The organism is Pseudomonas huaxiensis (assembly GCF_003231275.1).
Classification (GTDB): Bacteria; Pseudomonadota; Gammaproteobacteria; order Pseudomonadales; family Pseudomonadaceae; genus Aquipseudomonas; species Aquipseudomonas huaxiensis.
Window position 1 is genome coordinate 1 of record NZ_QKVL01000044.1, and the last position, 14,034, is coordinate 14,034.

Consider the following 14,034-nt stretch of genomic DNA (forward strand, 5'->3'; position numbering starts at 1 on the left):
GCGTTATTTCTGAAACACCACACTAGTACATGAATTGGTTGCCTAATCCCGCGGGATGCTGAAGTGGAGCCACCCCTTACTCCCTCACTGACACCGCTGGCCTGGCCCCTCAATCATGCTCAAGCTGGACGTACTCCAGCATCTTCTGACTTCCATCCAGGATGTCGCTGCAGATTGCTTCCCGCGCGGCAGCGCCATCCTTTTTCTTCAGCGCCGAAAGCACATCCCAGTGATGATCAATGGCCATGCGCTCGTTGAAGCTCCCGTAGGCACTGGCAATCAACGGTCCCGTGCGCATCCACAAACCATCCAGCAGGCCGGACAGCACTGGCATGTCAGCAATCTGCGTCAGCGCGTAGTGGAATTCATGATTGTGGGTGAGGGCTGAGGCGAGATTGTTGTCCTGGATTGCCGCGAGATTATTTTGAATACAGGTTTCCAACTGCTCCAGTTGCTGCGGCGTCACACGTGACGCCGCAGTCTCTGCCGCCAATCCTTCCAGCGACAGGCGGATGCTTCGAATCTCCAGATATTGCCTGGAGGTCAGCATTGGAACCCGTATGTCCCTCGGGGTTTTGAGAATCAACGCCTGTTCTTTGGCGAGCTGCAGGATCGCGTCGCGGACAGGTGTGACACTGGTGCCCAGTTGCTCGGCCAGATCGCGAATGCGCAATCTGTCATTGGGTTTGAAGCGACCAGTGATCAGAGCCTCTCGCAGCAGGCCATAGATACCGCTGCCCAGATAGGAGTGCTTCAGATTCTCGATGGGGTAATTCATTGCTTACTCGTGTGCGACACGTGCCCGAATGGGGTGGGAGACCTTCCCGGACAGAGTATCGGATAACTCAAACATGTTGCCCACCATTCACGTGTATCTCGGCGCCATTCACATAAGAAGCGCCATGGGTACACAGGAAGTGAATCAGAGCCGCGACTTCCTCCGGTTTGCCCATGCGTTTCATCGGGATGGATCGCTCGACGATAAGCTCCGTGCCGGCAGACAGGATCGAGGTGTCAATCTCCCCTGGCGCGATAGCGTTCACCCGGACGCCGTGAGCGCCGAAGTCATGGGCCATTTCCCGCGTCAGCGCGGACAGAGCAGCCTTCGAGCAGGCGTACGCAACGCCGGCGAAAGGGTGAACGCGGGAACCGGCGATGGAGGTGACGTTGATCACTGACCCTTTCGCCGCTTTCAACTCTGCGAAAAGGCCTTGAGCCAGCAGGGCCGTTGAGAACAGGTTGACGTTGAACACATTCAGCCAGGTGGCGTAGTCGGACTCCAGAACGCCAAGACGTTCGCCATTCGCGCCTTTTGGAGAGATCCCGGCATTGTTGACGAGCGCATCCAGTCTGCCGCCGAGCTTCTCGCGAATCTCGGGAAGCATTTTCTGGACGTCTTCAACACTCCCCAAATCAAGATGGATGTGATTGGCCAGGCCTTCCGCCCAGGGACAGCCTTCGCCCAGGTCCTGTCTGGAGGCGGTGAACACCCGCCATCCTGCAGCATTGAAATGCTTCACGGTGGCGTGGCCAATACCGCGGCTTGCGCCGGTGAGAAGCAAGGTACGTTGGTCGGTCATGGTGCGATCCCTTTGGCTGGTAGGGCCAAGCGTAGCTTAAAAATATGATGCATCATATTTTTATTGTGGTTTAATGGCTCACCCCTATAGCCGGGGGGAGGCGTATTTCCATCAATAAGGAAGCGTCTGGCTCGACCTGTTGCTGCCACTACAAAAAAACTGCCATCCCTTGATGCTGCCCACGACCCCGTAGCTCACCTGGAGAGACGCATGAACATAAAAATCGCAGCTGTACTGGTGCTTGGAGCACTCGCAGGACCGTTGAACGCCGCTGAAAAACTCACCGTGGTTTCGTTTGGTGGCAACAACCGCCAGGCCCAGGAAAAAACCTTCTATCAACCCTTCACCGCCAAAAACGGCGTGACCATCACGGCCGATGACTACAACGGTGAAATGGCAAAAATCAAAGTGATGGCCGACACCGGCACAACCACTTGGGATGTCATTGAGGTTGAATCACCGGAGCTTATTCGCGGCTGCAGTGAGGGACTGTTCGAGCCTTTGGACTGGGATCGAATTGGAAAGAAAGAAGACTTTATACCGGCGGCAGTCAGTGACTGTGGCGTGGGCATTTTCATCTGGTCGACCGTACTGACGTACGATCCCAAGAAGGTTGCCTCTGTCCCGCAGAGTTGGGCTGATTTCTGGGATGTGAAAAAAATTCCAGGGAAGCGTGGCCTGCGGCGCGGCGCCAAATTCACCATGGAATTCGCCTTGCTTGCCGATGGAGTTGCCAGCCAGGATCTGTACAAAGTGCTTGGCACTGAAGAGGGTATCAAGCGCGCATTCAAGAAGCTGGATGAGATCAAATCCAACATTCAATGGTGGGATTCCGGCGCCCAGCCCTTGCAGTGGCTGGCGGCCGGCGACGTTGTCATGACATCGGCCTACAACGGTCGCGTTACCTCTGCACAGGACGAAGGCCAGTCGTTCGCAATGCAATGGAACGGCAGCCTCTACGACCTCGACCACTGGGCGATTGTCAAAGGCACCAAGAAAAAGGAACTCGCAGAGAACTTCATCGCCTTTGCCAGCCAGCCGGTTCAGCAGAAAAACTTCGTCGAAGCGATTCCCTATGGTCCCAGCAACAAAAATGCGATGGATCTGGTGGACAAGAAGATTGGTGAAAAGCTTCCAACGGCTCCCGACAATCTGAAGAATGCCCGTGCGACCGACGCCGAGTTCTGGATTGATCACGGTGAAGACCTGGAAGAGCGTTTCAACGCTTGGGTTAATAAGTGATTGATGGCGCCTGCCTGGTTGGGGGCGCCAATTGTGAGTCGGATGAGGGTGTGAGTTATGCCGCTTGAGAATTTATCTATTGATGACAGCTTGCTGGAAATCGCTCCTGCTCACGTTAGCGATGCGCAGGCGTGCGAAATACTCGAGCGACATTATGGTTTAAGCGGCAGACTCGAAAAGTTGGGCGGCGAGCGCGACCTGAATTTCCGCGTAATGCTCGACGATGGCACTTCCCGTCTGTTCAAGCTTTCTCACCCGCTTGAGAATCCCGACGTCGTCGACTTCCATAACCAGGCAATGAGACGGATTGAGCTGCGCGATCCCGATCTGCCGGTTCAGCGGGTGCAGCGGTCGTTAACAGGCGAGTACGCCACCGCCGCTGAGGTGGACGGCCAACGCATGCTGGCCCGCCTCCTGTCTTTCGTGGATGGCATCCCGCTTCACAAGGTAGAGAGCACGACCACGGCGTTCAGAAAGGTGATTGGGCAGTCTCTTGCCCGGCTCGACCTGGCGCTGGAAGGCTTCAATCACCCCGCAGCCGGGCATGCTTTGCTGTGGGATATGCAACATGCCGAGCATCTTCGACCACTGCTGGTTCACATCGAGGATCGGGAAGGGCGAAGCATCGTCGAACGAAGTCTCGATCAATTCGAGACGCTCGTGTTGCCAAGGCTATCTCGCCTTCGCAAGCAGGTTATTCACAATGACATGAACCCGCACAACATTATTGTCGATGCCGAGAACCCCGATATTCTGCGAAATATCCTGGATTTCGGCGACATGGTTTACGCGCCGCTCGTTAATGAAGTCGCTGTCGCTGCTTCTTATCACCTGGGCCAACGAGGTGATGTTCTGGATCCCGCCCTTGATGTAATCGCCTCGTATCATCAGCTTAATCCACTGACCGATGAAGAGTTGACGCTACTTCCCGAGCTGCTGAGCACGCGTCTGGCGTTGGCGCTCTGCATCAATTCGTGGCGTGCTCAATTGCACCCAGATAACCGTGCGTATATTCACCGCAACTCTCAGCGTGCATGGGCGAATATAAAAGCGATGTCGGCTCTCTCTCGATCGGAAATTGAAGATCGAATTTCTTTGGCCTGTGTCCGGACGATTAAAGCATGAGCATGATCAATGGATTTACTTCAGAAGATGCAACCCGACTTTCAGAAACCGAGCGGCGCCTCATCGAGCGCAGAGAGCGTTTGCTAGGTCCGGCCTATCGCCTGTTCTACGAGCGGCCGCTGCACACCGTTCGCGGCGAAGGTGTCTGGCTCTTCGATGAACAGGGGCGTCGATACCTCGATGCCTACAACAACGTTGCCTCGATCGGTCACTGCCACCCTCAGGTGGTGGAGGCCATGTACCGCCAGTCGCTGCAACTCAACACCCATACCCGCTACCTGCAGGAAGGCATTCTCGACTATGCCGAGCAACTGCTGGGGACCTTCTCCGATGATCTGGATCGGGTCATGTTCACCTGCACGGGCAGCGAAGCGAATGACCTCGCACTTCGCATCGCCAGACAGTACACCGGCGGCACCGGCGTGATCATCACCCGGTTTGCCTATCACGGTGTGACGGGTGATATCGCTGAACTCTCGCCATCGCTTGGACCTTGCATCGTGTTGCCCGAGCATGTGCGCACAGTACGTGCGCCAGATGCATACCGTCTGGGCGCAGAAAATGTTGCCTCGATATTCGCCGCTGATGTGCGAGCAGCGATCGATGACATGAAAAAGCACGGCATCCGACCGGCCGCAATCATGCTTGATGGCATCTTCTCCAGCGACGGCGTTCTTACCGGGCCCGAGGGCTTTCTTGCCGAGGGCATTGCATTGGCCCAAGCCGAAGGCATGTTGTACATAGCCGACGAAGTACAGCCTGGATTTGCTCGTACCGGCCTGAATATGTGGGGCTTCACTCGACATGATGTGCGGCCTGATATCGTCACGCTCGGCAAACCAATGGGTAATGGTCAGCCGATTGCCGGTATCGTCGGGCGATCCGAAGTGGTCGATCACTTCGGGAAGAACATGCGGTATTTCAATACATTCGGGGGTAACCCGGTGTCGTGTGCCGCCGGTAAAGCGGTATTGGATGTTATCCAGCAGGATCAGTTGCAGCAGCGCTCCCATGACATCGGCAAGTACTTGCTGGAGGGGCTGACCAGGCTTTCGGCGCGGCACGAGATTATCGGCGATGTCAGAGGAGCCGGACTCTTTATCGGCATAGAGCTTGTCACCGACCGCAGCAGCAAACGACCGGCAGCCGAGCAGGCTCGACGGGTTGTCAACCACATGCGCGAAAACGGCGTGCTGATCAGCGCAGCCGGCCCGCTTGAAAACGTCCTCAAGGTTCGACCGCTTTTGACGTTTACGACGGAGCATGCCGACATACTCATCGAGGCGGTCGATTCGGCAATGCAACACGCTGCTCGTTAAGCGCCAGGCAACTTGGGATCTGCCGATGGGCATTTCTGTGGGGCTGTCGCTTGAGAAGCGGCATGTGCTGGGCGTGAGTGCGATGCCGTTTTTAAGTGGAAATTAGCTGGGCCCGCTGGACATTGCTGCCCGGCATGCCTGGGTCACCGGCAGCGCTTATGCTCTCTCTGCCGCCGACAGCCAGCCTCTTCTTACTCGGCCCGTTGCCGCATCAGGCGGTTGAAATCGTCCGCCTGATCACCAACACCCGCCTGCACCAGACAAAACCTGGCAATCAGCCCTGCAGCGCCTGATGAGTGAGCACATTGCGCGTGGTGGTCTGGTAATGCTCGGCGAGCAGCGCGCACGCCTTGTCGACATCGCGGGCCAGGGCGGCCTCCAGCAAGGCGCGGTGTTCGCCCGGGACATCGCGTTTGTCGCCACTTTCGTAATGCACCGAGAGCATGCGGTAGCGTGCGGTCTGGTCGCGCAGCATGTGCGACAGGCGCAGCAGCCAGGGCGAACGGCAGTTCGCAATCAGCGTCTGGTGAAAGACTTCATGGGCTTTTTCCCACTCCGGCTTCATCAACCGCTCGGGGCCTTCGATGATGGGCAGGCGGTCGAGGCGGTGATGGGCCGCGATCAATTGGCTTTCCCATTCCAGGTCGCCCTGGCGGATGGACTCCGCCAGCGCCTGGCACTCGATGAGCAGGCGGGTGCGGGTGATATCGAGGATTTCTTCGGCTGATATACGCCCGACACTGAACCCTTTCTGGTCTTCCGAGGCGACGAAACCGCTGGTGGCAAGCCGCGACAGCGCCTCGCGCAGAGGGATGACGCCAGCGTCATAGTGTTCGGCCAGTTCCTTCAGGCGCAAACGGCTGCCCGGCGCGAGGCGGCCATTGATGATGTCTTCGCGTACCTGGGCCTCCAATTGCGAGGCCATGGTGCGTTTTTCCGAGGCTACGGGCTGCTGTGCCCAGCGTTCGGCTTGGTTCATGGGCCATACCACCGTTGATAGCTGATGGGCAAGATCATACACAATCGGGGTATTTATCAATAATCCGATAAAAATATATTTTTCGATTGACGATATATTTTATCGGGATTAGCTTAGCCGTCATGCCGCGCTGCCTGGCGGTCGTCACGAATTACAACAAGAGGTGAGGTCCATGCGTTACGTTCGTTTCCATCATCAAGGCCGCCCGGTGCTGGGCGTTCGCACTACCGAAGGTGTCCGGGTTCTGGGCGAGGAGTCGCTGGAGTCGTTGCTGGCTCGCGGCGTGGACCTGGCAACCTACGGCGCCGAGGCGCAGGGCGCGCTGGTGGTGATCGGCGAGCAGGATTACCTGCCGCTGATGAGCCGGCCCGGCAAGATCGTCTGCGTAGGTTTGAACTACGCCGACCACACCAAGGAATCGCCGTACGCCCAGCCGGACTACCCGACCCTGTTCCCGCGCTTCAACAGCAGCCTCACCGCGCACAACAAACCGCTGATCCGCCCACGCGTTTCCGACACCCTCGACTACGAGGGCGAGATGGCCGTGGTGCTCAAGAGCGGCGGGCGTCATATCGCCAAGGACGAGGCGTTGCAGCATGTCGCCGGCTATGCGCTGTTCAACGAAGGTTCGGTTCGCGAGTATCAGTTCAAGTCGCCACAGTGGACCGTCGGCAAGAACTTCGATGACACCGGCGCATTCGGCCCCGATCTGGTGACGGCGGACGAACTGCCGGCCGGTGGCAAAGGCCTGTTGCTGGAGACCCGCGTCAACGGCAAGGTGGTGCAGTCAGCCAATACCGATGACATGCTGTTCGACGTGGCCACGATCATTTCCACCCTCAGCGAGGCGGTCACCCTGGAAGCGGGGGACGTGATCGTCAGCGGCACGCCGGCAGGCGTCGGTTTCGGCATGAACCCCAAGGTTTATCTGAAAGCCGGCGATGTCGTGGAAGTGTCCATCGAAGGCATCGGCACCCTGGTCAACCCCATCGTCGACGAAGCCTGACTGATTCCGGGCATTCCCGGCCAGATCGAAGCCTCTCGCTCCGAGGCTTCGACGAAAGAACAAGAACGGGAGGCGATCATGACTATCACGACCCGTGGTGTGCATTCGATCGATCATTACGCGCTGTTTGTGCCCTCGCTGGCCGAGGCGCGCGCTTTCTTTACCTGCTTCGGTCTGGATGTTGACCAGACCCCGGACGGCCTCGAACTGCGGGCCGCCGATCAACACCGCTGGGCGCGGATACTGCTCGGCAAGGGCAAAAGCCTGGCCTACCTGAGCCTGAACTGTTTCGCCGAAGACTACGCCGCCCTGCGCGAGCAGGTCGAAGCCGCTGGTGGCCGGTTCGAAGCGGGCAACGGCGAGGGCTTCTGGTTCCGCGACCCTGACGGCAATCTGCTGCAAGTGAAGGTTGGCGCCAAGTCCATGCCCGATGGCAAGCGCCCACTGGGCTCGCCGGGAGCGGCCGTACGCGGCGTTTCCACCCGCGACGCGGTGACCCAGGTCCGCCCACGGCGCCTGTCCCATGTGCTGTTGTTCAGTCCCGACGTTCCCCGTGCCGTCGAATTCTATGGCCGCGGCCTGGGGCTGCGACTGTCCGATCATTCCCAGGACATCATTGCCTTCACCCACGCACCGCACGGCTGCGATCACCACCTCGTGGCGTTCTGCAAGAGCACCGCCAAGGGCTTTCACCATGCTGCCTGGGAAGTTGACGGTGTCGACGATGTCGGCAACGGTGCCGAGCAGATGGCCGGCGCCGGTTATCGGGAAGGGTGGGGCACCGGGCGGCATTGCCTGGGCTCGAACTACTTCCACTACATCCGCGATCCCTGGGGATCGTTCTGCGAGTACTCGGCGGACATGGATTACATCGACGCCGGCAGCCAGTGGCCGGCGGGTGACTTCCCCCCCGAGAACTCGTTGTACCTGTGGGGCCCCAGTGTCCCCGAGTACTTCATCCTCAACACCGATACGGACAGCGCGTCAGTAGAACGCTAGCGCTCCAGCGACGCACGCAGCTCTTCGCCCCGGCACTTCCCTGGTTTTTCAGGGAGGCGGGGAGCGGCTTGCCCAAACCAACCCGGTTCAGGTCAGAACAGATGAACGAAAACAACAAGATTCATGACGTCGCCATCGTCGGCTACGGTCCTGTCGGACAGACCCTCGCCATCCTCCTCGGCCGCATGGGCTACAGCGTTGCCGTGTACGAGCGCTGGCAATCCCTTTACCCGCTGCCGCGCGCGGTGTTCCACGATCACGAGATTCGCCGCGTGTTTCGCATGATGGGCCTGGAGGACGAGCTCAAGGACATTTCCCAGCCGTCGGCCTGCTATCAGTGGTTCAACGCCGACTGGAAAGTGCTGGTGGAGATCGACTGGTCCGCCGAGTCGATCAGTGATGGTCCCTTTGGCTACCTGTTCAACCAGCCGGCGCTGGAAGAGATTCTCGACCGCCGGGCCAAGGCCATCGCTGACGTCGAGATCCATCAGGGCTGGGAACTGCTGGCGCTGAGTCAGGATGCCCAGGGCTGCGACCTGCACGTTCAGCGCACCCCGCGCAGCGGCGAGACCGAGACGGGCGAACAGCGCCAGGTGCGGGCCCGCTACGTGATCGGTGCCGACGGTGCCAACAGCCTGGTCCGCCGCCAGTGCGGCATCGACTGGCAGGACCTGGGTTTCCAGGAAGACTGGCTGGTGGTCGACCTGCAACCCAAGCCGGGCGTCGAACTGGATGTACCTGACATCGGTCAGTGGTGCAATCCGGCGCGGCCGACCACCATGGTCCCCGGTGGACCGGGTTACCGCCGTTGGGAGTTCATGCGTCTGCCCCACGAAACCCTGGAAGAGCTGCAAAACCTGGACAAGGTCTGGGAGCTGCTGGCGCCCTGGGTCACCCCGGACACCGCCACGCTGGTGCGCCATGCCGTCTATCAGTTCCGCTCGCGTATTGCCGAGACCTGGCGCCATGGCCGGGTGTTGCTGGCCGGCGACGCCGCGCACCTGATGCCACCGTTCATGGGCCAGGGCATGTGCTCGGGGATCCGCGATGCCTGGAACCTGTCCTGGCGCCTGGACCTGATCTTCAAAGGCCTGTGCGCCGACACCTTGCTGGACAGTTACACCCTGGAGCGCAAGCCGCAGATCCGCGCGGTGATCGACGCTTCGGTGGAAATGGGCAAGGTGGTCTGCGTGGCCGATCCGCAAAAAGCCGCCGAGCGCGACGCAGCATTCCTCGCCGGGGAAGTGCCGCCATTGCCGCCATTCCCGGGCCTTGTTGAGGGCGCGGTGTTCAAGGACCCGCGCACGGGCAGCGCACTGGGCATTGCCGGTACGTTGGGCGTGCATGGTGAAATCGAACATCAGGGGCGCAAGCAGCGCTTCGATGATGTCTTCGGCCACGGTTTCCACCTGCTGAGCATTGGCGACGATCCGCTGGCCGGCTTGAGCCCGGCACATCTGGCCTTGCTCGAGCATCTGCAGGTCAAGAGTGTGCGCCTCAGCCTCGACGGCGCGCCGGGCACCTGTCGCGACCTGTCGGGCAAGTACCACCGCTTCCTCGCCGAAGCCGGATTGCAGTGCGTCGTGGTCCGCCCGGACTTTTACCTCTATGGCGGCGTGAGTGATCAGGCCGCGTTGCCGCAGTTGCTGGAGGCGCTGGGGCGCGATCTGCAGATCCAGCACGCCCGAGGCGCAGCCCCGCGGCCGAACCAGCCGCTCGCCGCGCAGGTGTAGGTCCCGCTGCCGCAGGGGCGTGGCCCCTGCGGCAACTTTCTGAAAACAACAACAAGAGACAGATCGATGCACAACATCAAGGTGAAAGCGCTTGGTGCGGTTCTGGCCGCCCTCGCGATGGTGGAATGTCATGCGGCCGAGGCGCCGGCTGCGGGAGAGGGTGCCCTGTTCAAGGGGCTGTTCGGGGACAGTCTGGAGCGTGACTACGGCATCACCGTTTCCGGCCTGCTGGACATTGCCTACGTGCGCAACAACCGCTCCAGCCATGACGAACGCAAGGATGGCCTGAGCAACCTGCCCCTTACCGGCATGTCCGACGAAGGCCTGGAGTGGGGCAGCCTGCACCTGTTCGTCGACAAGGCGCTCAACGGCACCTTCGTGCCGCGCATCACCCCGTTGCCCGGTCCCAAGCCCGAGGCGTTCGCCTTCGGGTTCACCTTCGAGGCCAACTACGGGCGCAATGCGCAGTTCGCCCGCACCTTCGGCTGGGACATGCACTGGAACATGAACGAGGACGACAACGGCAAAGCGCAGAGGGACAAGGAGCGCTTCCTGGCGATCCCCAACATCGCCGCCACCGCCTATGTTCCCTATGGTTTGGGTTTCAACTTCATGGCCGGGGTGTTTGGCCCGGCGCTCGGTTACGAAATCCCTCCGAACGTCCGCCTGGCCCGCAACCCCTTTGCCAGCAAGACCTACGCCTTCGTCAGCGAACCGGGGACGGTCTCCGGGGTGCTGGTCGGCACCCGCCTGCTCGACGGCGACCCCGGCATCCTTGGCCTGGAGCTGGGCGTGGTACAGGGCTGGAACAACCTGCGCGATAACAACGATGGCAAGTCGCTGATGGGCGCGTTGCGCTGGCGTACGCCGGACATGAACACCTGGATCGACTACGAATTCATCGTCGGCGACGAACAGAACGACAGGGTCAGCGATGTCCAGGCGCCGACCTCACGCTTGATCGCCGACAGCGGCCAACTCAAGCAGCAGCACTCCCTCAATGGCTGGCACACGTTCGACGAGCGTTGGTCGATGGGCGCCGAGCTGGTCTACGGCCGTCAGGACGGTGATAGCAAGGCCTCGACCGTCGATGTGGTGACCGGCCCGGGCTTTGCAGGCGCCCATTGGTGGGGCGCAAATGCCGTACTGACCTACCAGTACCGCCCGGACCTGTCGTTCTCGGTTCGCGGCGAGCATTTCAGCGACCCGGACGGTTTCATCCTGTTCCCCACCAGCACCAGCCGCGGCGACTTCAACGCCCTCACCACCGGTCTGCGCTGGGATGTCAGCAGCAACCTCTCGCTGCGCCCGGAACTGCGTTACGACTGGTTCGACGCCCGCGGGCAGGACCGGCCCTACGGCAACGGTCGGGATCGCTCGCAACTGACCACCCTGATCGAAGCGCTGTTGTACTTCTGATCGCCCGCCACTGCCACGAGTACCCATGCCATGCACAACAATGACAAGAAGTGGAATGCGCGTTACGAATACATGGCCGTCGCCATGCTTGCCCTGGGCTTTGGCCTGGTCGGCCTGGATCGCTTCATCATCCTGCCGCTGTTTCCGGTGATGATGGCGGACCTGCAACTGGACTATCAGGACCTCGGCAATATCTCGGCGGTCCTGGCCATCGCCTGGGGGATTTCCTCGATCTTCATGGGGCGCCTGTCCGACCGGATCGGCCGACGCAAAGTATTGATCCCGGCAGTGCTGCTGTTTTCCCTGCTGGCCGGTTTCTCCGGGTTGGCCAACGGGGTTGCCGCGTTGTTGCTGATCCGTGCGGTCATGGGGGTTTCCGAAGGGGCATTCACCCCGACCGCCATCGCCGCCACGGCGGAATCCTCCCATCCCTCCCGGCGCGGGCTGAACATTGGCATTCAGCAAGCGTTCTTCCCGATCCTCGGCCTCGGCCTGGCGCCGATTCTAGCGACCCAGTTGCTGCTGGTGCTGCCTTCCTGGCGCTGGGTGTTCGTGGTGGTCTCGCTGCCGGGCTTCATCCTCGCCTGGTTCATGTACCGCTACCTGCGGGAAACCCGCGTGGCACCGGCCGCCACCCCGGTGGACGGCGCGGCGCAAGGTCGCTGGCTGGATGCGCTGCGCTATCGCAACGTGCCGCTGAACATCCTCGGCATGTTCTGCATGCTCACCAGCCTGTTCGTGCTGAGCGTGATGATGCCCAACTACCTCACCGACTACCTGCGTCTGGACCTGCAGCAGATGGGCTTTGTCATGTCCGCCATCGGGCTGGGCGGCTTTATCGGTCAGTTGGTGCTGCCCGGCCTGTCCGATCGGATCGGGCGCAAGCCCGTGGTGCTGGGCAGCTTCGTCGCGACCGCGCTGTGCATCGGCCTGTTGATGCGCACCGGTGCCGAGCCGCTGACCCTGTTCGTGCTGCTGTTCCTGACGACCTTCTTCAACTTCAGCATGATTTGCATGACCGTCGGGCCGATCACCAGCGAGTCGGTGCCGCTGCCACTGGTGTCCACCGCCACCGGGTTGGTCGTGGGCATCGGCGAGGTGTTCGGAGGGGGTGTGGCGCCGGCCCTGGCCGGGTTCATCGCGCAGCAGCATGGCATCCAGTACACCCTTTACCTGGCGCTGGGCGGGGCAGTGCTCGGGCTGCTCGTCGCCAGCATGCTTCGCGAGACCGCCCCGGCGCGGCGTGCCACGCCGGCCAGCCAGGCGGGAGATACGGCCTGACTCCTGATTGTTGGTTGCGCTGACTGGACGTCGGCATGAGCAGGCCAGGTTCATCGCCTGGCCTGGTTATCGTCATGCGCCGGATGCGCATGCCGTCGCGGGTGCTACCCGCACCTTGTGGCGTCTTCCCCCCTACGGAGTTCGGCGGCGTCGGTCACGAGCCGGCGCTGTCCGCTCTTCATTTCGTTTTTCAGGGTTCTGCACATGCTGTTTCTGCGTAATTTCAACCTCGCCACCCGTTCTGCATTGGGCTTCGGCCTTGTCGGTGGATTGGTTCTGATGCTCGGGCTGTGTGAGGTGGTCGGGATTTTCCGGTTCTAGCAGTTGTGAAACCATGGGGCGAGCTGCCTTGCTCTCCAGCCCACCTTTGATAATCCAATGGAGTCTGTTCATGAAAGCCGCCATCGTTCACGCCTTCGACCAACCGCCGCGCTACGGCGAGATCGAAGCCCCGCACGCCGCGCCCGGTGAAGTCCTGGTGCGTGTTCGTGCCGCCGCGCTCAGTCAACTGGTGCGTGCCCAGGCCAGTGGCAAGCACTACAGCAGCGGCAAGACGCTGCCGTTCGTGCCCGGCGCCGATGGCGTCGGCCTGCTTGAAGACGGCCGCCGCGTGTACTTCGCCTTTCCCCGTGCGCCCATTGGCGCAATGGCCGAGACCGTGGCCGTGGATGCGCGCAATTGCGTGCCTGTGCCGGATGACATCGACGACATCACCGCCGCCGCGATCGCCAACCCTGGCATGTCGTCCTGGGCGGCCCTGCAGGCACGCGCGGGCTTCAAGCCGGGCGAGCGGGTGTTGATCAACGGCGCTGCCGGCACGTCCGGGCGGCTGGCGATCCAGGTGGCCCGGCACCTGGGCGCCTCGCGGATCGTGGCGACCGCGCGTAACCCGGCGGTGGAGGCAGAACTGCGCGAACTCGGCGCCGACGACTTCATTCTCCTGGACCAGCCGGCCGACCAACTGACCGCTGCGTTTCGTGAGGAAATCCAGGGCAGGGGGATCGAAGTCGTACTCGACTACCTTTGGGGGCAACCGGCGGCCTGCATTCTCGACGCGTTGCTCGGCCACGGTGGTGGCGGTGCTGCGCCGCGCCTGCGCTTCGTCAACATCGGCGCGCTGGCGGGGGCAACCTTGCCGATGAGTCCGGGCGTGTTGCGCAGCTCCGGGCTGGAAATGCTGGGCTGTGGTCTGGGAAGTGTCTCCAACGAAGACCTTGTAAAGATCGTTGGGCAATTGCTCCGGGCGATCAAGCCAGCGAATCTGCACGTCGAGGCCGAGGCCGTTCCTTTGAGCGAAGTCGAATCGACTTGGCAGCGCAGTGCTGCGGAACGGATTGTGTTCACTGTTTAA

The 14,034-nt window shown here is 61.0% G+C and carries 13 protein-coding genes; 9 read left to right on the forward strand and 4 right to left on the reverse strand.

Annotated features, from left to right (window positions below; genetic code table 11):
* Positions 1-109: 109 nt before the first annotated feature.
* Together DM374_RS27600 and DM374_RS27605 are read right to left on the reverse strand one after the other, a co-directional pair.
* On the reverse strand, positions 110-778 hold the full coding sequence (locus tag DM374_RS27600; protein WP_110972744.1) for a GntR family transcriptional regulator: 669 nt from the start codon (positions 776-778) through the stop codon (positions 110-112).
* Between the two features lie 67 nt (positions 779-845).
* On the reverse strand, positions 846-1,580 hold the full coding sequence (locus DM374_RS27605; RefSeq protein WP_110972745.1) for an SDR family NAD(P)-dependent oxidoreductase: 735 nt from the start codon (positions 1,578-1,580) through the stop codon (positions 846-848).
* A gap of 210 nt (positions 1,581-1,790) precedes the next feature.
* Between DM374_RS27605 and DM374_RS27610 the strand changes: the two genes are divergently transcribed.
* Genes DM374_RS27610 through DM374_RS27620 form a run of 3 tightly spaced genes read left to right on the forward strand, consistent with a single transcriptional unit; the run spans position 1,791 to position 5,266 of the window.
* Positions 1,791-2,822 carry an ABC transporter substrate-binding protein gene (locus DM374_RS27610; protein ID WP_110972746.1) on the forward strand — a complete coding sequence of 344 codons (1,032 nt, stop codon included), beginning with the start codon at positions 1,791-1,793 and terminating at the stop codon, positions 2,820-2,822.
* A 57-nt stretch (positions 2,823-2,879) separates the two neighbouring features.
* Positions 2,880-3,947, forward strand: a complete 1,068-nt coding sequence (locus DM374_RS27615; RefSeq protein ID WP_110972747.1) for a phosphotransferase — start codon at positions 2,880-2,882, stop codon at positions 3,945-3,947.
* Positions 3,944-5,266: an aspartate aminotransferase family protein gene (locus DM374_RS27620; protein WP_110972748.1), complete on the forward strand. Its 1,323-nt coding sequence runs from the start codon at positions 3,944-3,946 to the stop codon at positions 5,264-5,266. Before DM374_RS27615 ends, DM374_RS27620 begins: the two co-directional genes overlap by 4 nt.
* A gap of 274 nt (positions 5,267-5,540) precedes the next feature.
* Here DM374_RS27620 and DM374_RS27625 read toward each other — a convergent pair whose 3' ends face one another.
* Positions 5,541-6,245, reverse strand: coding sequence for a GntR family transcriptional regulator (locus DM374_RS27625; RefSeq protein WP_225422606.1), 705 nt, complete (start codon positions 6,243-6,245; stop codon positions 5,541-5,543).
* A 172-nt stretch (positions 6,246-6,417) separates the two neighbouring features.
* On the opposite strand from DM374_RS27625, the gene DM374_RS27630 reads away from it, so the two are divergent.
* The 5 genes from DM374_RS27630 to DM374_RS27650 all read left to right on the forward strand — a co-directional run bounded on the left by DM374_RS27630 (position 6,418) and on the right by DM374_RS27650 (position 12,683).
* Positions 6,418-7,251: a fumarylacetoacetate hydrolase family protein gene (locus DM374_RS27630; RefSeq protein WP_110972749.1), complete on the forward strand. Its 834-nt coding sequence runs from the start codon at positions 6,418-6,420 to the stop codon at positions 7,249-7,251.
* Between the two features lie 78 nt (positions 7,252-7,329).
* Positions 7,330-8,250: a VOC family protein gene (locus tag DM374_RS27635; RefSeq protein ID WP_110972750.1), complete on the forward strand. Its 921-nt coding sequence runs from the start codon at positions 7,330-7,332 to the stop codon at positions 8,248-8,250.
* A gap of 101 nt (positions 8,251-8,351) precedes the next feature.
* The gene (gene mhpA, locus DM374_RS27640) at positions 8,352-9,983 is read left to right on the forward strand and encodes a bifunctional 3-(3-hydroxy-phenyl)propionate/3-hydroxycinnamic acid hydroxylase MhpA (RefSeq protein ID WP_110972751.1); all 1,632 of its coding nucleotides are present in this window, start codon (positions 8,352-8,354) and stop codon (positions 9,981-9,983) included.
* Positions 9,984-10,049: 66 nt separating this feature from the next.
* A complete protein-coding gene (locus DM374_RS27645) occupies positions 10,050-11,402 on the forward strand; it encodes an outer membrane beta-barrel protein (RefSeq protein WP_110972752.1) in 1,353 nt (450 codons plus the stop codon).
* A 30-nt stretch (positions 11,403-11,432) separates the two neighbouring features.
* Positions 11,433-12,683, forward strand: a complete 1,251-nt coding sequence (locus DM374_RS27650; RefSeq protein ID WP_110972753.1) for an MFS transporter — start codon at positions 11,433-11,435, stop codon at positions 12,681-12,683.
* Positions 12,684-12,815: 132 nt separating this feature from the next.
* Here DM374_RS27650 and DM374_RS33290 read toward each other — a convergent pair whose 3' ends face one another.
* A complete protein-coding gene (locus tag DM374_RS33290) occupies positions 12,816-13,076 on the reverse strand; it encodes a hypothetical protein (protein WP_157969759.1) in 261 nt (86 codons plus the stop codon).
* Here DM374_RS33290 and DM374_RS27655 point away from each other — a divergent pair.
* Positions 13,075-14,034 carry a quinone oxidoreductase family protein gene (locus DM374_RS27655; RefSeq protein WP_110972754.1) on the forward strand — a complete coding sequence of 320 codons (960 nt, stop codon included), beginning with the start codon at positions 13,075-13,077 and terminating at the stop codon, positions 14,032-14,034. The two genes, DM374_RS33290 and DM374_RS27655, sit on opposite strands and share 2 nt — an antisense overlap.